Origin of the sequence: Paenibacillus sp. M-152 (assembly GCF_003856555.1) — a bacterium.
Lineage (GTDB): Bacteria > Bacillota > Bacilli > Paenibacillales > Paenibacillaceae > Paenibacillus > Paenibacillus polymyxa_C.
In genome coordinates, this window is record NZ_CP034141.1 from 4,470,796 (window position 1) to 4,490,500 (window position 19,705).

A 19,705-nucleotide genomic window follows, 5' to 3' on the forward strand; every position below is an offset into this window, starting at 1 on the left:
TACTCATGTTATTTATCCTAATTCTTCCACCAACTGATCCAACTTAACGGTACGCTGCTCGCCGGTTTCCATGTTTTTCAGTGCAATTTCACCTTTAACCAGCTCATCGTCACCCAAAATCGCTGTATATCTTGCTTTAAAACGATCTGCTGATTTCATCTGCGCCTTCATTTTACGCCCCAGATAATCTCGCTCTGCGGAAAATCCAGCTTGACGCAACTTGAACAGTTGTTTGGTCACTTCCGTTTCTGCCGCCTCACCCAACGCCACCATATAGATATCCAATGGCTTGGCTTCGTTCAATTTGACACCCTGATGCTCCAAAATCAGCTGAATTCGCTCAAGCCCAATACCAAAACCAATGCCCGGCTGATCCGGTCCGCCCAGATCTCCAACCAATCCGTTGTATCGGCCTCCTCCGCCAATCGTGTCAATAGCACCAATTCCTTCGGCTTTGAACTCGAATGCTGTCAGCGTATAATAATCCAGCCCCCGTACCAAACGCGGGTTCACTGTATATTCCACGCCCATCGCATCCAAATTTTGCTTCACTTTCTCAAAGTGAGTGCTGGATTCCTCATCCAAACTATCCAAAATCGAAGGTGCCCCGCCAAATTTGTCTTGATCGTCTTTACTATCCAGCACTCGCAATGGATTACGCTCGATACGCGCTTGGCTCTCCTTGGTCAACGTATCCTTAATCGGCATCAGGAAGTCCACCAAATGCTGTCGATAAGCTGCACGGCTGGCAGCATTACCAACCGAGTTAATTTCTACCTGTACTCCTTTTAAGCCCAGCTCTCGGCAGAATTGATACCCGAAAGCAATAACTTCTGCATCCAGCGCCGGGTCCATCGCCCCGAATGCTTCAATGCCAAATTGATGAAACTGGCGCTGACGCCCAGCCTGTGGACGCTCATACCGGAACATTGGGCCAATGTAATACAGTTTGGTCACATCCGGTTCACCATACAGTTTGTTCTCCACATAAGAGCGGACAACCCCTGCTGTTCCTTCTGGACGCAAAGTCATGCTGCGCTTTCCTTTATCCTCAAAAGTGTACATTTCCTTTTCCACCACATCGGTCGTTTCACCCACACCCCGAACGAACAAATTCGTTTGTTCAAACATCGGTGTACGGATCTCACGATAATTAAAGCGGCGGCTAATTTCGCGGGCTTTTTCCTCGACCACTTGCCATTTTTCTACACTGCCTGGCAGCAAATCCTGTGTTCCCGTCGGTTTTTGAAAGGCCATTTACGTATCCCCCCGTCATTGTATTTCTTATTTGTGCGCTCTCTACTTACTCCACTTTCAATATAAAACAAAAAATCCCTCGTCCCTGTTATTATTAACAGGGACGAGGGATTGTCGTTTACAAATCACCCGTGGTACCACCCACATTCCGGAGTTTACCCAGACCACTAGCATACAAATGACTCAGTGTCCGTCAGCATTATACTGACTCCGCTCATACGTATAACGCCCGTAACGCGCAGTACGGCTATTATGCAGGATGGTCCGCTGTTTGGCATATGCCATGCATTACTCAGCAGAGATTCCTCATTGTTCGCCGCCTGTTCTCGGGGAGGTCATTCGTCCGCTCATCAAGGGAATTTTTACAGCCTGGAAATTCCTCTCTGCGCTTGTGGGTTCGGAGTACTTGGTCCCGTCATCAAATCATTTTTCATTATTTTATGATTTTAATGAACTGCTTCGACAAAGTCAAGACATTCCCCCTAGAATCAGACAAATAAGTCTTATAAAAAGAAAATAACCTGCGGAAACGGTCCGCAGGTTTAAAAAGATATATCAAAAGGGGGTCATGCTGTTATTATAAACAACGAATATTAAGGAATGATGTTTCGAATATTACAATTGTATTACAGCCACTCTAGTGTGACTAATTTCCTCGTGTATCGACATTTTTGTGACATTCGCTCCCTTTTTAATCCAGCTGCGCCACATATGCACGATTGGAACGAAGCTTATAAATGATCTCATCATAATCGGCATCATTCACCTTGGCGGACAATACATACCGTAATTCATCATGATCACCGTTAATATACACATCTGTCGCACGGAGCAAACCTCCGTCATGATTCGTTGTTCCGCTCCGATCCTCATTCAGATCCCTTTGGGCTGCACCAGAGTTAACCTCGTCATTCTTTGCATCGGGTAGAATATTCTCGCCATAAGCCCCTGCGGCTGGAATCGCCGCACCCGCAGAACCTCCTGTGCTCACAGAGCCAGTATTGTTATAAGGGACCAACGGAATTAAAACCCTCGTCTCCCGACCGAGCGTCTCATCCAGAGCACCTACTTCCAAATGTTCAGTTCTATAAGCCTGAAGCGAAGCTCTGGCGCCCTCAGCTTCATCTTCTGTGCGAAAATAAGCCTGAATCTGTTTAGCCATATCAAATCCTCCTCGTTTGGGAATTGTACTGGCATAAATCTAGGAAGCATTCACGGTTAAATTACAATGCCTTTAACAACTCACGCACAAAAGCGGGCTCATCCTTAGGAGTCCGAGACGTAATAAAGTTACCGTCCACCACCACCTCTTGATCCTCAAAATGAGCACCCGCATTAATCAAGTCATCTTTCAATGGAGGGTAAGCTGTAATCGTCCGGCCTTGTAACAAATCGGCACTCGCCAAAATTTGCGGCCCGTGACAGATAGCTCCGATCGTTTTTTTGGACTCATTTATTTCAGTTACAAACTTCAGAACATTGGCATCCAAACGCAGATTTTCCGGTGATGATCCACCAGGAATAACCACTGCATCATAGTCACTTGATTTCACATCTGCAATGGCTTTTTCAATAGTGTAGCTTGCTTTGCCTTGCTTACCGTTCACTTTTTCACCTTGTTTTAATCCAATAATATCTGCCTCATGTCCAGCCTTTTTCAGTTCATCATAAGGGACCTTCATTTCGGAATCCTCAAATTGGTCAGCCAACAAAAATGCAATTTTACTCATTATCGTTCAGATCTCCTTTCCGGTTATCCTTAAAGCGAGCTTAAAGTTAGGTTTGTTTGTTTACGCTTTGTTATTACCCGCTTGATCTGTGTTTATAACAATTCCAAGCAGTGAAAAAGAAAAAGGAGCCATTGGCTCCTCCTGATTTACTGCTACATAATTATTTTAGATCTCTTAATAGCCGCTTTAGGCAACACGTCGTTAATGCTTTACCAATGAATTCCCGTTGTTACCTTCGTGGCAGGGCACCGCGTCCTGGCTTGTCCATAGCTGTAGCAACATGCTGTAATAACGCATCTGCATTACGGGTAAGGCTGATTGCCTCTCGCATACTCCCAGGATAAAGCAACACCGCGCTTCGATATCCGTCCATTTTTGGGGTCTGACGCATAGCTTCGTCTCTCCTGTCACCCTTAAGGCTTTCCAGATGGCTACACCAACCGGGATGACATTAGGGTCCCTATAAACGGCTATTTTATTCTCTTCTGCTCAAGTTCTCAGATCATACCAAGAATGGATACCTAAGAACGCTCGCTATCCAAAATCAACGTCACTGGACCCCAGTTGGTCAAGGAAACATCCATCATAGCTCCAAAAATTCCGGTCTCGACCTCCAGGCCCTTGGCTCGAAGCTGACTGTTGAAGAAATCATACAGTTTCTCCGCTTCCTCAGGTTTGGCCGCTCCCATAAAGTTGGGCCTTCTTCCTTTACGGCAGTCACCATACAGCGTAAATTGGGAGACAGACAGAATGGCCCCGCCGACATCCAGAACACTGTCGTTCATTTTGCCTTCAGCATCTTCAAATATACGCAATCCCGCTGTTTTATCCGCCAAATAAACGGCATCGGCTGCCGTATCTCCCTGACCAATACCAACCAGCAGCATTAATCCAGTTCCGATTTTGCCGACCACCTTTTGATTCACCGTTACCTGAGCGTCTTTACAGCGCTGAATAATGATCTTCATCGCCTATCCGCTACTCCTTTACTTTTCCCCTTAAAAGTTGCTCACAGCCGTATCACGGCTTTTACAGCCATCTATGAGCCTTGTGCCCAAGATGTATTACAAAGGTTATACAAACCTGTGTGTACACCTAACAAATTTATTGCATAATCCGATGCACGGTGTATACATCCTTCACCCGTTTGATCCGTTCGACAACAGAATGCAAATGATCCGTGTTACGAATAAGAATTGTAATGTGAATCATTGCCATTTTATTTTTATCTGTACGTCCTGTCACGGCCGAGAAGCTAGTTTTGTTCTCAGAAATGGCCTGGAGCACCTCGTTCAGCAAACCATTGCGGTCATGTCCTGTAATCTCAATATCGACGCTATAATTGACCTCGGCTGCTTCTTCCCACTCAACTTCAATCACGCGCGCCTGATCTTCGCCCACACCCGAAGGAATATTCGGGCAATCGGTACGGTGCACAGATACGCCGCGCCCGCGTGTTACGTAGCCGATGATGTCATCACCCGGTACGGGATTACAACATCGTGCAAAGCGAACGAGCAAATTGTCGACGCCTCTGACGCTGACACCGTTGGTCGGTGTTTTTTTCCGTTCGCCCTGCGGTTTGTACTCCTTGACCTCGGTCGTCAGTTCAATTAGCCGTGCCTCTTCTTGTTCCTTGCGCAGCTTCTCTGTCAGACGTGTACAAACCTGCGCTGCGGTTATACCGCCAAAGCCAATCGCAGACAGCATATCTTCAGAATCATTAAAAGAGAACTTTTGTGCCACATCCTGAAGTTTGTCCTCGCTCATCCACACGGATGGCTCAATATCACGCTTTCTTAGCTCACGTTCCAGGCTTTCGCGGCCTTTTTCTACATTTTCCTCACGCTTTTCTTTCTTGAACCATTGCTTGATTTTACTGCGCGCGTGAGAGGACTGAGCAATTTTAAGCCAGTCCTGACTAGGTCCATAAGAGTGCTTGGACGTCATAATTTCCACGATATCGCCAGTTTTTAGACGATAATCCAAAGGAACAATTCTTCCATTAACCTTAGAGCCAATCGTTCGATTTCCAACTTCGGTATGGATACGGAAAGCAAAGTCCAGCGGAACCGATCCAGCCGGCAACTCAATGACTTCTCCCTTAGGTGTAAAGACAAACACAAGGTCTGAGAAAAAGTCCATTTTGAGTGATTCCACAAATTCCGAAGCATCCTTCGCCTCGTTTTGCAACTCCAGAATTTCTCGGAAAAAGGTGATTTTGTCCTCAAAGTTTGTGTTATTTGCCCCGTTGTTTTCTTTATAGGCCCAGTGGGCGGCAATCCCGAATTCAGCAGTGCGATGCATATCCACTGTGCGAATTTGTACTTCTGTAGGCTCTCCATTAGGACCTACTACGGTCGTATGGAGGGACTGATACATATTAGCCTTAGGCATGGCGATATAATCCTTAAACCGCCCTGGCATCGGTTTCCACAACGTATGGATAATCCCCAGTGTGGCATAACAATCTTTAATGTTATCCACAATAATTCGAATCGCCAGCAAATCGTATATTTCATTGAATTGCTTGTTTTTCGTCGTCATCTTTTTAAACACACTGTAAATATGTTTAGGACGTCCAGACAAATCAGCCTGAATACCCATCTCTTCAAGCTTCTCTCTGATACGCTGTATGACATTATCAATAAATTGCTCGCGCTCTGCCCGCTTCTTATGCATCAAATTAGCGATGCGGTAATACTGCTGAGGATTCAGATAGCGCAAAGCAATGTCTTCCATTTCCCATTTAATCGCTGAAATACCCAATCGGTTTGCAACCGGACAGAAAATTTCCAACGTTTCATAAGCGATTCGACGCTGGCTTTCTTCCGATTGATATTTCAGAGTACGCATGTTGTGCAGACGATCTGCCAGCTTAATGACGATGACACGAATGTCCTGCGCCATGGCAATAAACATTTTTCGATAATTTTCGTTCTGCTGTTCTTCCTTGGAACGGAACTGGATACGCTCCAGCTTCGTCAGACCATCAACAAGCATCGCACATGTATCGCCAAAATGCTCGCGAATCTGCGCCAAAGACACCGTCGTATCCTCCACAACGTCATGTAAAAGAGCGGCGATAATGGAGATGGTATCCATCTGCATATTAACGACGATATCAGCAACCGCAAGCGGATGCAGAATATAAGGTTCACCGGACTTACGAGTCTGGCCGGAATGGGCCTGCTCGGCAAAATCATAGGCGTCCCTGATGCGGATAAGATCTGCTTCTCTGGTATAGGCCCCGGCCTTTTTAAGTAATTGCTCTATCCCCATTCTGCTCTATTCCGTGTCCTTTCTATGCAAAATGGAACCCGCCGATCAATGTCGCGCAAAGGTTCCCTTTTAAAAGTGATTTCCTACAATTATGACGCTTAGCACGCCACACGTCAACTATTACAGGTTTGGCACTGTCGCATTATTTTGTCACACATGGATAAGTAAAATCAGAATTGTTGTCGAAATGAAACGAATTATATTGAAAAAATTACGAAAAGTAATTAATGTATATAAGAATAATTGAAAGAACTAAGGAGTGAACTGCGTTGCAACGCGAAATTCAAGTTAATGAAAAGCTTCCAGCAGGACCTGGGATCCTGCTCAGCGTACAGCATTTGTTTGCCATGTTTGGCAGCACCGTGCTGGTGCCCAATATTTTCGGCGTCGATCCCGGCATGATTTTGCTCATGAACGGTATCGGAACATTGTTGTACATATGGATCTGCCGTGGCAAAATTCCTGCCTATCTCGGCTCCAGCTTCGCTTTTATCGCTCCCGTCAGTCTTGTGCTTAAAAGTAATCCTGGCAGCAGTGGCTATGCAATGGCCCTGGGTGCTTTCATCGCTACAGGTATTATTTTCTGTCTCGTCGCACTGGTAATCAAGTATGCCGGGACACGTTGGCTGGATATCGTTTTTCCACCGGCTGTCATGGGATCAATCGTAGCCTTAATTGGTCTGGAACTAGTTCCGGTTGCTGCAGGCATGGCAGGCATTATTAATGCCGATCCTACTAAAGCCTGGATGCCAGATCCCAAAACGATCACCCTTTCCCTCGTTACGCTCGGTGTTACTGTTCTGGGTGCGGTGTTGTTTCGCGGGTTTGCCAAAATCATTCATATTCTAATCGGTATCGTGGTGGGCTATGTGCTTGCTTATTTCATGGGCATGGTCAATACACAGGCTATTGCGGACGCTCCTTTGTTTGCCCATCCCGCAATTACCACTCCAACCTTTAATGCCTCGGCTATGCTAACGATTCTTCCAGTTGCTCTGGTCGTCATTGTAGAGCACATTGGTCACTTGCTCGTGACTAGCAACATCGTCGGACGTGAGCTGTCCAAAGATCCTGGTCTCCATCGCTCTCTGCTGGGTAACGGGATTTCTACTGTCATTTCCGGTTTTGTAGGTTCTACACCTAATACGACTTATGGTGAAAATATCGGTGTTATGGCATTAACTAAAGTGTACTCTGTATGGGTTATTGGCGGAGCGGCTGTTATTGCCATCCTGTTGTCTTTCTCGGGTACGTTCTCAGCGATTGTTTCTAATATTCCATCTCCAGTTATGGGTGGCGTATCCTTACTATTATTCGGTGTGATCGCTGCCTCTGGTCTTAGAATCTTCGTTGAGCAAAAAGTTGATTTCGCCAAGCCAACCAACATGCTGCTCGCTACTATCGTGCTTGTTGTGGGAATCAGTGGTACTACGCTCACTTGGGGTGCTGTCACCTTGAAAGGTATGGCATTGGCGACAATCATCGGTATTATCCTGAGTTTGTTCTTCAAGCTGGTTGATGTGCTCGGCTGGTCGAACGATAAAACGCAGGAACCTTTAACTGAAAAAACACCAGATTGATATCTGTTTTTCAATTTTAAAACGCCGCTCCATGTTAGTTATGGATCAACACGCTCAGACTTCTAGACAAGCGTGTAAGTATCCTCTTACATGGAACGGCGTCTTTTTATGCACGGCTTTTATTTTAAAAGAAGATATCACACACGAAAACGGGATACGACCTGATTAAGCGTATCAGAGACACCTGTAAGCGACTTGGCGGAGCTGTCCAGACCCTCCAGATCCTCTAGCTGCCGTTCAGAGCGTTCCGAGGCTTGCCCTGCATGTACAGCTGAAGCTTTTGCAATGTCTGCAAGATAACCAATAGAAGCTGCAACTTCTTCTGAGCCTGCCGACATTTCTTCAGAGGCAGATGAAACTTCCTGCACCTCTATTGCCACCTGCTGAATATCCTGATTCATCGCTATAAAACGTTCTTCCACCTCACGTAAAATAGATACTCCTTCATCCATTTCCAGAGTCCCCTGTTGCATTCCTTCCAAAGCTAATTTGGTTTCTTCCTGCATGGTTCGGATTCGACTCGTAATTTGCTCAGCAGACTCGCTTACGTTAACAGCCAGCTTGCCGATTTCAGAAGCCACCACAGCGAACCCTCGGCCATGCTCCCCAGCACGTGCGGCTTCAATGGAAGCATTCAACGACAACAACTTGGTCTGCCCACTAATTTCCTGAATCATTCCAATAATACTGCCAATTTGGGCGGACCGCTCATTTAACGAGCTTACTACTCTGCCTGCCTCATCCATAGACATTTTCGCTTTATGCATTCCTTGGCTGACCACGTTCAACCGTTCATTCCCTTGTTGTGCTTTATGTTCAATCTCACTGGTAGCCTCGGATACATGCTGTATAGATTCAGCAATACGCTGTATGCCAACAGCCATTTCTTCCATCGCAGTCGCACTTTCCGCTGCTGCGGTCAACTGAAGCTCGGCTCCTTCCTTCACCTGTGCCAGTTCTCCTGCATTATGCTGCGCATCTTTAGTAGCTCCAGAAATCTCTTGGGATATTTTTGAAGATACGCCTGAGATCACATCTGACTCTTCGCTCAAGCGCAATGCCATTCCTCTGGTTGCAACAATCACCTTATTGATCCCATCAGCCATTTGGCCAAACTCATCTTTACGATGATGGGGTAGTTCAACGGTATAATCCCCAAGAGCCATACGGTTGGTCATCTGCCTAATTTTTTTAATCTCTTTGATCATACCTGAATTATTAATCAATAACGCTCCCATAATTAGCAAAATGCCTATAACACTAACAATTAGTAACAGTTTAAGCATTTCATTCGCAGAGCGATTCAAATCTGATTCTGGCAGTAATACGCCGATTTTCCATCCGGTTTGTGGTAGCGTTTCATACATTACCCGATAATTCTCTTGATCAATAGCTACGGAGACTTGTCCAGATGTACCTTTTTGAATAGCTTGTGCTGCTTCCGCATTTATCGTATTTGTTAACGACTCGCCTGATTTTAAGGACGGGAGACCGGATGACAGAATAGCTCCGTTCTTATCCATCAAGATCGCACTACCTTGAGTACCAAACTTCATTTTTTCAATATACGCTTGGATATTCGTCATGTTTAGGTCGCCTGTAATGACACCTAACAGTTTTCCCTCTCTGTTATAAAATGCTTTCCCCGCAGTAATCATATTGATTTTCAGCTTGCTATCGTAAAATGGCTCTGTGAAATTTATATCTTTACCACGTTCCACGGCTTCTGTATACCAAGGCTGCGTTAAATAGTCATATTGTGGATCGTCATATTCAGTCGATTGCTTGACTAACTCGCCATCTCTATGCACATATATTGAACGGTATGTCACTCCTGGATCATACGCATCTTTAGCAAAATAAATCCCTAACCCGTAAGTCATATCATTTAATGTCAGCTCTTGTTCAAAGAGTCGTCCATAATCTTCAATGTTCATTTCTGTTCCCACTTGTTCCGCACTCTTAGTCAGCATCGAAACAAGTAAAGCATGACGATCTACGTTAGCTGCAATATCTGCTTTAACCCTCGACAAGGAATGAGCAGCATTTTGGCTTATTTCCGCATCCAACTTCTGCTTGGCAAAAAAATAGGACAAAAAACTGATTAAAATCAGCGTTATAAGTACTAGTGGAACCAAGGTAGAAAATGTTCGTGCTTGTAAACTCTTAAATTGAAATATACCCAATATATATCCACCTCTGTTTCTTTTTTTAATCTTTATCGACATTTATTTTATTTTTTTATAACTCTTTTCCAATAAAATCCGTGGTAATTCGTGACAATAAGGAAATTCAATATAATCACTGCTAATCAAAATAGTCCGATGGAGCAACTCTTTAGAGAAAAGAGATGTTCCATCGGACTATTTAGGCAAACCATACATAAATATTTCCCGGGAAACCCCGGTTTTGAAATACTTAATACTTAATTAAGGTGAATACGTCTACGTCAGGCAGCTTTGCCCGTCCGTTGAGATCAGACAGCTCGATAAGAAAAGCAGCCCCTGCCACATTGCCACCAAGTTGGCGTACCAAGTTAACGGATGTAGCGATGGTTCCACCTGTAGCAAGCAGATCATCAGCAATCAGAACATTTTGCCCCGGCTCAATCGCATCCTTATGCATAGCCAGAGTATCCTTACCATATTCCAAACCGTATGCTTCCTCAATGGTTTCTCCAGGCAACTTACCACTCTTACGGATGGGAATAAAACCAACACCAAGCGCATAAGCCAGAGGTGCACCGACAACGAATCCACGTGCTTCCGGACCTGCAATCAAATCAATTTTTAAATCAGATACCAGTTCCTTCATATCGTTGATTGCCTTACGATACAGTTCACCATTTTTCATTAGGGTCGTAATGTCCTTAAAACTAATCCCTGGTTGTGGAAAATCGGAAATCACCCGAATATATTCTTTGTAGTCCAACTTAGTTCCTCCTACTGTAAACTTCTAATTAGTATATACATTTTACAAAACTGCAAGGTAGTATCTCAAGACGCACCCTTCATAAGCGACATGATCCAACTCGTCATCTGGGTGGTGTCTGCATCCAATAAGTACCGCTCCATCTCAGCCATATTATACAATTCCTGATAGCGCGGAGAAGCAGTTAAATCCCGCTTGGGCGGATTGGATACAAAACGAAATTGACCATCTGTACGCGTCAAAAACTCAAGATCCTCGAAGATATCCAGTACTTTGGATAACATGCGTACTGAACAGGAGCACTGCCGGCTAAGAGCAGGTAGCATTGCCTTTTCGTCAATTAGCTGTGTTCCCATTCGGGAAAGCACAATGTAAATACGCTTAAACAGCTCCCTATCGGGGCTTACGAGCCGGCCGCCACGCTCACTGATCGAATGAAGAAGAAATACATTCTCCACATTCTCAAAGGTAGACCATAAGGCATGAAACTGCTCGGGTGTATCTGGCGGCTCCAATACGAATAGCGACTTCACAAAGTGCTGTGTATCTTTTTGAGCCTCCCTGGGAGTAACGCTGCCATCTTTATCGTATAACCATAACGATTCAGCGCTCACGGAGCTCGATGGCCGAAGCCTGGATGACGGATGGATCAACACCGCAACATCATTCTTTCTTTCCTCTAAGCTTGGATGGAAGATCCTCAGCCCTCGCTCCAGTTCGGCAAGAGGGTCCGATACTCCACGATAATCAAATATTTGCGGAGCCTGTACACGGATATCCTGCATCATCAGCTGGAGTGAACGTTTACCGTTCCACTCGTTAATTGATAATTCGCCCAACAGATCTATGTCCGTTTGCTGCTGTAAAAAATCAGCCAAATCGCCACGTCGGAAGGCAATCGCATCCAGCGATAAACCGTTCTGCTCCAGCAATAGCTTCACATGGTTTTTCTCACGTCCCATTTTACGAGCTTCACGTAATTGAAGTCCCTGTAATACGAATCGTGGAGAAGGATTTCCCATCCCAAAAGGCTGGAGCAATTCCAGTTCTTCAACCACTTGTAAAGATATCTCATCCAGACGGCAGACCATATCGGCCTCAGCTATAGGGATAAAATCTTCCGGTGTCAGAATGGAACCTGCATAGCGGTTTAGCCGCTCTTCGAATAATTCCAGATGGTCACGGGACAGCGTCATCCCCGCTGCCGAAGGATGTCCACCAAAATGCTCCATAAGCTCATGACAATCTGTAAGAGCACTATAAATATCCAATGCAGGAATAGAACGAGCAGAGCCTTTGCACATGCCTGTCTCCGTATCTATGCCCAGAATAATGGTCGGACGATAATAACGATCCAATAGCTTGGATGCCACAATTCCGACGACACCAACATTCCAGCCCTCACCAGCCAGAACAATAACAGATGGAAGCTTGCCTCCATTTAGTTTGGATGCTAATTGCTGCTCGGCTTGCTCCACAATGCGTTCGACCACTTGTTGACGCTCACGATTGAGCAGGTCCAGTGCATGCGCAAGTTGGTCTGCCTCCTCCTCTTTTTCTGTCGTCAGCAGAGAAACCGCTCGACCCGCATGATCTAGACGCCCGCTCGCATTAATCCGCGGACCCAATGCAAATGCGATGTTGACCGAAGTCACTGTGGATATCTCCACGCCCGCTACATGAAGCAACGCTCGAATCCCTGGAAATGCGGAGTTTCTCATGGATTGAATCCCTCTACGTACTATCGTCCGATTCTCACCATGTAGTGGCATCAAATCAGCTACCGTACCAATAGCAGCGATTTCGAACCATTCCTCGGGTACTTCACTCAACAGCGCCTGAGCTAGCTTCAGGGCAACACCAACGCCTGCAAGACCTTTAAATGGGTAGGGACAATCCGGTAGCTTCGGATTGATCAAAGTATAAGCCTCGGGAAGCACAGCAGGCGGTTCATGATGGTCAGTCACAATCACATCGATCCCTAAGGAAGTCGCATAAGTAATTTGCTCTACTGCACTAATTCCCGTATCCACTGTAATGACCAGCGTAACTCCCTGCTGATGTGCCCAGTCCAGAGCATGATTGTGCAGACCATATCCCTCATTGGAACGATGGGGGATGTAAATATCATAAGATGCCTTCAGAAAACGCATAAGCTGAATCATCAATGATGTACTGGATACGCCGTCCGCATCATAATCGCCATAGATTAATATATGCTCGCCGCGCTCCAGAGCCTGGCGAATTCTCGGCACGGCCTCTTTCATGCCAAGAAGCAGAAATGGGTCGTGTACATCGTCCACACTTCCGTACAAAAAGCGGTTTGCTTCCCCGGCCGTAGTGACGCCCCGGTTCACTAAAAGCCGGGACAACAATGGTGAAATCCCCAGCTCTTCTGTTAACGGCTGAGCCGCTTCCAGGTTAACATCCGGGGTCTTCCATCTGTACTGCGAATGAAGCAATCCTATTCACCTTTCTTTCATAGTCGGCCTGCCTTATTGAAGCAAGGACGACGCATCATTATCAGGCAGTTCATGATTGGATTTATAAGGATACCCGGCTTGGTAAGAAATGAACTGCATTTGTACATGAGTCACCTGTGGAAAACGGGCTAACAGTAAATTTTTGGCTCGATCGGCAATTTCCTGCGCTTCCTGCACCGTAATCCGCGGGTTAACACTTATCGTTACATCCACTGTTATGAAATGGCCCGTTTCCTGAGCATGTAAGTGTTCAACCGTTACAATACCATATACTCGTTGAATCGTCTCCATAAAGCGCTGGGAGTCTTCCTCACGCAAGGGCTGTGCAGGTGCCCGATAAGCGGTATTCATCACCATCAGATATCCTTTACGCAGCACCAGACAGGCTACCAGCAAAGCTGCAGTTGGATCAAGATACAATAATGCAGGCCATTCCATTGCTTCGCCAGTCATTGCACCGATCATACCGATCAATGCAATCAGCGATGCATACAGCGAGTACCGTTCATGGTTAGCGTACCGATCTGCTTCCGCTTTATGGCCATGTTTAATCGAATAGCGATATTGAAACTGAAATAACGCTTCTCTCAACACCAGGGCAATTAACACGGTAATTAAAGCATACAGACCGGGAGCCTGCGGTTCCGAACTGCTTAATGAACGAACGGCAGAAATACCTAGCTGAAGTCCGCTCATCAGCACTAAAATAGCCAGCACCACAGATATGACCGTCCGAACTTTTTCACCGTTCCGCAATCGCGCCAGCATTCCGTGATCTGTACCACCCTTGGAAAACAGCATCTCCTGCAAACGGGAAGCACTATCCGCAGCCGTGTGCAGTGCATCCCCCATCAACGCCTTGCTGTTTGCCGCATAACCGACGGTTCCCTTTAGAACAGCCAGCGCGAGATTACCTACAATCCCGCTCAACGCCGCAGTTTCTAATGATCGGCTGCGTTCGCTATTCACAACGTTTCCCCCTCAATCCTGAACTAACCATTTCCCGATAAAGCTCCAATCTAATATAACCGAATTCTTAAAACTAAACCTTCTACAATCAGGTGTTTTACTATTAGCCACAGCATAAGGTAAATCTTAAAACCTTAGAAAACCGCGCCCAAGCAGACGCGGCTTTCTCTTTAATTTATACTACTGGTATTTGCGTAACTTAAGACTTTGCAGTTTTGGCTGCTCCACCAGCTGTCGGGGTCTTTTGTTTCCCCTTCAAAGCTACCCACAGCGGGCTGGCAATGAAGATGGAAGAGTAAGCACCGAATAGCAAACCGATCACCATCGCAAGCGAGAACATCCGAATGGATTCGCCGCCGAAAATGAATAGGCAGACAGAGGCAATAAACACTGTAAACACCGTTGCGAGTGAACGCGTCATTGTTTGTGCAATACTGTGATCGACTACTTGCTCCAAATCAGTTCTGGACTTTTTCTTTGCAAATCGCAGATTTTCCCGAATACGGTCAAAAATAACGACGGTGTCATTAATGGAGAAACCAACAATCGTCAGAATAGCCGTAATAAAGGTCAAATCGACCTCAAGTCGGAAAATGGAGAATATACTAATGACGAGAAACGCATCATGCAGCAACGAAACAATTGCAGCAACTGCAAAACGCCATTCAAACCGGATCGAAATGTAAATAGCAATGGCCACAGAGGCCAGCAAAATCGCCCAGATTGCATTTCGCTCCAGCTCTTGCGCCATTTCTGTATCCACCGTATTGACCTCAAATGATGCCTTTGGATCAAGCTCTTTGTTAAAAGAGGTTTTGAATTCATTCACTTGCTGATCCGTCAATACTTGTGAAAAACGAATGCCGAAGCGCTCTTTACCTGGTGTATAATCCACCTCTTTGCCGATCCCGTTCTTGTCCAGCAAAGTTTGAATCTGTTTTTGTGTAACTACCTTAGTCAAATTAACATCCACGTTGGAACCGGAACGAAAATCAACCCCGTAATTCAAACCGAATATCGACAAGCTCAAAATACCAAGCAATGTGATGATAATCGAGAATGTATAAAACCACTTGCTCATCTTGACATATTTGTAGTCCCAATTAAAGCGCACTGATATCACTCTCCTTCACACCAAAATACTTGGCCTTCTTCACAGCATCCGCTTTAACTAGCAGATTGAGCAAGAAGCGCGAGAAGAAAATATTCGTCAAAATACTGACGACAATATCAACGATGAGCACGAGAGCGAATCCTCGAACGGAGCCTGTACCCAGACCAAACATGACGGCTGCCGCTATAATTGTCGTAATATTGGCATCCATAACAGTACGGAACGAGGCCTTACTGCCTGCAATGACAGAAGAGCGAATCGTTTTGCCTGACTTGATTTCTTCTTTAATCCGTTCATACGTTATGATATTGGCATCGACTGCCATCCCGATCCCAAGCACGAATGCAGCAATACCTGGAAGTGTAAGCACGAAGCCGCCCAAATAGAAGATCACAAGCACCAGCCAGGTATGAACGATGAGACAGAAGCTGGCCACTAGGCCTGGTACACGGAACATTGCAATCATGAAGATCAGAATGATGATCGAACCGATCAAACCAGCACGGATCGTCTGATCCAGTGACAGCTGACCCAATGTAGCCCCTACGCTCTGAGAATATTTTTCCGTCAGTTTAAGTGGAAGAGCACCCAGGTTTATCGTATCTGCTAGCTTGTTTGCCTCATCACGTGTGTAGTTACCTGTAATCGAAGCACTGCCATCCGTCAATTCTCCACGTACTGTAGGTGCAGACAGTAACTCATCATCCAGGAAAATAGCCAACTCTTTATTCAAAAGTCGCTTTGTGATTTCTGCAAATTTGGCTTTGTCTTTTACTTTAATACTAATCTCAGGTTGATTCAGTTGGTCATAGCCTACAACAGCGCCATTCTCCACAAAATCATTACCACGGAGTTCAATTTTGCTGTATTGACCCGGCTTTTTAGCATCTGCTGCCGTTGCACTACGGAAGGTTAACTCTGCGGGCTTTTTCAGCATGGAGCGGACTTCTGCCTCATTAGAGACACCAGCAAGCCGCACGCGAATACGATTGGTGCCCTCCGTTGTTACTTCCGGCTCAGTCGTACCAAGCGCATTAATCCGTCTCTCCAGACTTTGTGCTGTCTGTATCAGAGACTGGCTGGTTACACGTTGCCCGGCTTCCAAAGGCTGGGCTTCATATAAAATTTCAAAGCCTCCCTTTAAATCGAGGCCTAGTTTTAAACTTTTTAGTAGGCCCGGGCTTGTCCCGACCATAACACCAGTAGTTATGAGCACGACCACGATGAAACTTAGAATTCTCTTCATTCCGTCCCATGTTCCCCTTTCATTCTCAATATTCCTATTATAGCTACCCCTCAAAAAGCAGTCAATTTGAACGCAAAAAAAGACCCCCTTCTATTCGAAAGTGGAGCCCCGTAATGCGGACATCGTCAAATAGTTCATAAAGCTCGTCGCTTTAAGGGAAAGTATATCGTTAACGAGCTTGTGCAGCGGAGGAATACCCTCCTTTTCATATTTATGGCTGACGCAATTCCACACGTCCTTACTGGTGACATGTTCATAGCCTACGAGAATCAGCTCGTCTGCCTTACTTTGACAGAGTATCTCAATTGCGTCATCCCAATCCTGCTCATCCAGCTCTTCCATACCCACGATGGTCGTTCCTCCTCCCAGCGACTATCGGTTCCGCAGATCAGCAAATAGCGGGGTTATTGACTGCTTTATAGAACATTTCTGTCCTGATCTTGGAAAACCCTTCTTTTCGTCGAAAAATAGCCGTAAATCAACAATATATGCATTCATTTCGCTCGTCAATAGCAGAATTCACCACTCTCCCTCTTGTAGTCTGGATCACCTTGTTTCTAAACTGAAAAGCTTGTCATGAACATGGACAGGTCCAGCATATCTTCTAAGGAAACACATAGACGCAGAATTTCACTTTGGGGAAGAGGGAGTTGCGATTGAAAAAGCAGACATTCATTCATGGAGCAATTATTTTATTGGCAGCGGGAATCATCAATCGGCTACTGGGTTTTATTCCCCGAATCGCACTCCCGCGTATCATAGGCTCCGAAGGAGTCGGCTTGTACCAGCAGGGGTATCCCTTTTTTATTGTACTAGTGACTCTTATTACTGGGGGCATCCCTCTTGCGGTAGCCAAGCTTGTAGCTGAAGCTGAAACAGCGGGGCAACCCGAGATGTCACGGCGTATTTTGCACACTAGCTTGCGCTTCACCATTACACTCAGCCTGATCGCCATGGCAATCTGTCTTGTGTTTGCACCTTGGATCACAAGCCATCTCCTGACCGACAGCCGTGTGTATTATACATTCGTAAGTATGAGCCCAATGATTGTCATTGTTGCTGTTTCCTCAGCTTATAGGGGCTATTTTCAAGGAAAACAAAATATGATTCCTTCCGCAAGTTCCTCCATTGCGGAAACCGTCATGCGCATTTTTTGCGTCATTTGGTTTGCTTACTTGTTACTTCCTCATGGTGTAGCCTACGCTGCTGCAGGTGCCATGCTCGGTGCTTTGGCGGGTGAATTCATTGGCATGGTTGTGCTGCTGTGGCAATATGCCTGGAACCAGCGAAAAGATCACATTCTTCAACCAAAGGCCCCTTTACCCCCAAAGGTTCATACCGACCAATCATCCGTTTTGTCACGTCTTATGTCGATATCTGTTCCCGTTACTGCTGGAAGGCTTGTCGGTTCCTTATCTTATTTGCTCGAATCTATCTTATGCATGCGTAGCCTCGCCGTAGCAGGCATTGCAACTGGCGTGGCAACCGCACAATATGGGGCCATGCAAGGCATGGTTATTCCTGTGTTATTACTACCAGGGGCCCTTACCAGTTCGCTGGCTGTTTCACTCGTGCCTTCGTTATCCGAAGCAGCAGCGAAAGGGCATATTACTGCCATTCACAAACGTTTGCATCAATCGCTTCGACTTGCTTTAGTCGCAGGAGCCCCATTTGCCGTAATTATGTATGTATTAGCAGAGCCGCTGTGTCTGCTGCTCTACAATAATGGCGATATTGCGGGCATGCTTAAACTCATGGCTCCCTTTGCACTTTTTATGTACATTCAGGCCCCTCTTCAGGCAGCACTTCAGGCGTTAGACCGCCCTGGAAGTGCCTTATTGAACACCTTTATCGGAGCCGTTATCAAAATTGTGCTGATTGTATGGCTTGCTTCTCAGCCTCAGTACGGTATCTACGGAGCTGTCATCGCCATCTGTATTAACAGTGCTATCGTTACCCTCCTACATGGCTTCAGTGTCAGCAGACTGCTTCGCTTTCGTGTACGTTTACTTGACTTCTGGAAAACCGGGATGGGCATGATCATTATGGCGGCAGCGGTATTATATACCTACAGACATTTAACGATTTTCGATCAAATGTGGCTCCAATTTATGTTTGCCGCAGGCTTGGGAATTATTCTCTACCTTTTCCTGATGACCTTGATCAAAATGATCGACTGGGACAACCTCACACGCATTCCAATACTGAGAAGATGGTTTAAAGCATAAAAAAAGCTAATCCAAAGATTCTCCATAGGCCGGTGGTGTAATATACACATCCCCTCTATGGTTGACCGAGCATAAGAAAACATCCTTAAAATCTTTGTGACCCTTCGCTTGAATCTGATTTTTAAGCCAAAAACGGTTCATATCCATCCGTTCCAAATTTCGATCCAGCACCTTGCCGTCCATAATTAAGGGAATCGGTAGTCCCTCATATCTAAACTTTCCACCGATTTGTGGAGAAGGGTGGACTTTATTTTCCTGTTGTTCTTTGCTTATCAAATCATTTTTGTTTTGTTCCTGCTTTATTTTTTCATGTTTAGCGCCATCGTAAATATCCTTGTCAATCACCGTAAGTTTACCTGTTGTTTCCAAAATGACATATTCAACCTCATCCAAACTTTCTATATTTTGTTCACGAAGTTGTAACAGCAAGTCATCTAAGTTGTAACGTTGCTTCGCCATTTCGTCCTTGTTTAGTTGTCCATTTGAGTACAATACACTGGGCCTACCATCAAATAGTAAGCGCAGACGCCGACTTTTCAGACTGAAATAGGAAATTCCGATTTGCAAAATTAACAGCACTCCTAAAGGAATCAACCCTTCATAAAGTGGACGTTTTATATCCTCCAGGCTGAATACAGCAATTTCCGCAATCATAATGGATATGACGAGATCGAAAACAGACAATTTTCCGATCTCCCTTTTACCCATCAAGCGCATCACCAGATATACAATAAAATACATGAGCAGCGTCCGAAAAATATGAGCAAAAATATCGTGACTCAATAGGTTCGCCTCCTCTCCTGTACTTGCGACAAGACATTAGTCGTTCATTGTACACGTATTCTGACCGTTCCTCACTTGGCTCATACAAAAAACAAAAGGCTA

At 45.5% G+C, this 19,705-nt stretch carries 16 protein-coding genes; 2 read left to right on the plus strand and 14 right to left on the minus strand.

The window, feature by feature from the left end:
- Positions 1-12: 12 nt before the first annotated feature.
- The 6 genes from hisS to EGM68_RS19455 all read right to left on the minus strand — a co-directional run bounded on the left by hisS (position 13) and on the right by EGM68_RS19455 (position 6,269).
- Positions 13-1,257 carry a histidine--tRNA ligase gene (gene hisS / locus EGM68_RS19435; RefSeq protein WP_013372628.1) on the minus strand — a complete coding sequence of 415 codons (1,245 nt, stop codon included), beginning with the start codon at positions 1,255-1,257 and terminating at the stop codon, positions 13-15.
- Between the two features lie 691 nt (positions 1,258-1,948).
- Positions 1,949-2,419 carry a hypothetical protein gene (locus EGM68_RS19440; RefSeq protein WP_017427782.1) on the minus strand — a complete coding sequence of 157 codons (471 nt, stop codon included), beginning with the start codon at positions 2,417-2,419 and terminating at the stop codon, positions 1,949-1,951.
- A gap of 61 nt (positions 2,420-2,480) precedes the next feature.
- Positions 2,481-2,987, minus strand: a complete 507-nt coding sequence (locus EGM68_RS19445; RefSeq protein ID WP_019688324.1) for a type 1 glutamine amidotransferase domain-containing protein — start codon at positions 2,985-2,987, stop codon at positions 2,481-2,483.
- Positions 2,988-3,216: 229 nt separating this feature from the next.
- Entirely contained in the window at positions 3,217-3,378 is a 162-nt protein-coding gene (locus tag EGM68_RS25810; RefSeq protein WP_013372632.1) for a hypothetical protein, read from the minus strand.
- 130 nt (positions 3,379-3,508) lie between these two features.
- Positions 3,509-3,955 carry a D-aminoacyl-tRNA deacylase gene (dtd, locus tag EGM68_RS19450; protein WP_013372633.1) on the minus strand — a complete coding sequence of 149 codons (447 nt, stop codon included), beginning with the start codon at positions 3,953-3,955 and terminating at the stop codon, positions 3,509-3,511.
- 136 nt (positions 3,956-4,091) lie between these two features.
- Entirely contained in the window at positions 4,092-6,269 is a 2,178-nt protein-coding gene (locus EGM68_RS19455) for a RelA/SpoT family protein (RefSeq protein WP_013372634.1), read from the minus strand.
- A 269-nt stretch (positions 6,270-6,538) separates the two neighbouring features.
- On the opposite strand from EGM68_RS19455, the gene uraA reads away from it, so the two are divergent.
- Positions 6,539-7,849, plus strand: a complete 1,311-nt coding sequence (uraA, locus tag EGM68_RS19460; RefSeq protein WP_058830125.1) for a uracil permease — start codon at positions 6,539-6,541, stop codon at positions 7,847-7,849.
- Between the two features lie 137 nt (positions 7,850-7,986).
- Here the strand turns inward: uraA and EGM68_RS19465 are convergent, their stop codons facing one another.
- From EGM68_RS19465 to EGM68_RS19495, 7 genes are all read right to left on the minus strand, one after another.
- Positions 7,987-10,035 carry a methyl-accepting chemotaxis protein gene (locus tag EGM68_RS19465; protein WP_129549852.1) on the minus strand — a complete coding sequence of 683 codons (2,049 nt, stop codon included), beginning with the start codon at positions 10,033-10,035 and terminating at the stop codon, positions 7,987-7,989.
- 232 nt (positions 10,036-10,267) lie between these two features.
- Positions 10,268-10,780 (minus strand): adenine phosphoribosyltransferase, encoded by a 513-nt coding sequence (locus tag EGM68_RS19470; RefSeq protein ID WP_013372637.1) that lies wholly within the window; start codon positions 10,778-10,780, stop codon positions 10,268-10,270.
- Positions 10,781-10,845: 65 nt separating this feature from the next.
- Complete coding sequence (gene recJ / locus EGM68_RS19475; RefSeq protein WP_129549853.1) at positions 10,846-13,242, minus strand: single-stranded-DNA-specific exonuclease RecJ; 2,397 nt, start codon at positions 13,240-13,242, stop codon at positions 10,846-10,848.
- Positions 13,243-13,275: 33 nt separating this feature from the next.
- The gene (locus EGM68_RS19480) at positions 13,276-14,232 is read right to left on the minus strand and encodes a cation diffusion facilitator family transporter (RefSeq protein WP_129549854.1); all 957 of its coding nucleotides are present in this window, start codon (positions 14,230-14,232) and stop codon (positions 13,276-13,278) included.
- A gap of 199 nt (positions 14,233-14,431) precedes the next feature.
- Positions 14,432-15,346: a protein translocase subunit SecF gene (gene secF / locus EGM68_RS19485; protein WP_129549855.1), complete on the minus strand. Its 915-nt coding sequence runs from the start codon at positions 15,344-15,346 to the stop codon at positions 14,432-14,434.
- Entirely contained in the window at positions 15,336-16,592 is a 1,257-nt protein-coding gene (gene secD / locus EGM68_RS19490) for a protein translocase subunit SecD (RefSeq protein ID WP_129549856.1), read from the minus strand. Before secD ends, secF begins: the two co-directional genes overlap by 11 nt.
- Before the next feature lie 90 nt (positions 16,593-16,682).
- A complete protein-coding gene (locus tag EGM68_RS19495; protein WP_013372642.1) occupies positions 16,683-16,940 on the minus strand; it encodes a post-transcriptional regulator in 258 nt (85 codons plus the stop codon).
- A gap of 308 nt (positions 16,941-17,248) precedes the next feature.
- On the opposite strand from EGM68_RS19495, the gene spoVB reads away from it, so the two are divergent.
- Positions 17,249-18,820: a stage V sporulation protein B gene (gene spoVB / locus EGM68_RS19500; RefSeq protein WP_129549857.1), complete on the plus strand. Its 1,572-nt coding sequence runs from the start codon at positions 17,249-17,251 to the stop codon at positions 18,818-18,820.
- 6 nt (positions 18,821-18,826) lie between these two features.
- On the opposite strand, the gene EGM68_RS19505 is transcribed toward spoVB, so the two are convergent.
- A complete protein-coding gene (locus EGM68_RS19505; protein ID WP_025675029.1) occupies positions 18,827-19,603 on the minus strand; it encodes a YetF domain-containing protein in 777 nt (258 codons plus the stop codon).
- Between the last annotated feature and the right edge of the window lie 102 nt (positions 19,604-19,705).

What these genes read in the sequence shown, in the direction of transcription:
- hisS (WP_013372628.1), bottom strand. Translation starts at nt 1,257, where the DNA reads ATGGCCTTTCAAAAACCGACGGGAACACAGGATTTGCTGCCAGGCAGT.
- EGM68_RS19440 (WP_017427782.1), bottom strand. Translation starts at nt 2,419, where the DNA reads ATGGCTAAACAGATTCAGGCTTATTTTCGCACAGAAGATGAAGCTGAG.
- EGM68_RS19445 (WP_019688324.1), bottom strand. Translation starts at nt 2,987, where the DNA reads ATGAGTAAAATTGCATTTTTGTTGGCTGACCAATTTGAGGATTCCGAA.
- EGM68_RS25810 (WP_013372632.1), bottom strand. Translation starts at nt 3,378, where the DNA reads ATGCGTCAGACCCCAAAAATGGACGGATATCGAAGCGCGGTGTTGCTT.
- dtd (WP_013372633.1), bottom strand. Translation starts at nt 3,955, where the DNA reads ATGAAGATCATTATTCAGCGCTGTAAAGACGCTCAGGTAACGGTGAAT.
- EGM68_RS19455 (WP_013372634.1), bottom strand. Translation starts at nt 6,269, where the DNA reads ATGGGGATAGAGCAATTACTTAAAAAGGCCGGGGCCTATACCAGAGAA.
- secD (WP_129549856.1), bottom strand. Translation starts at nt 16,592, where the DNA reads ATGAAGAGAATTCTAAGTTTCATCGTGGTCGTGCTCATAACTACTGGT.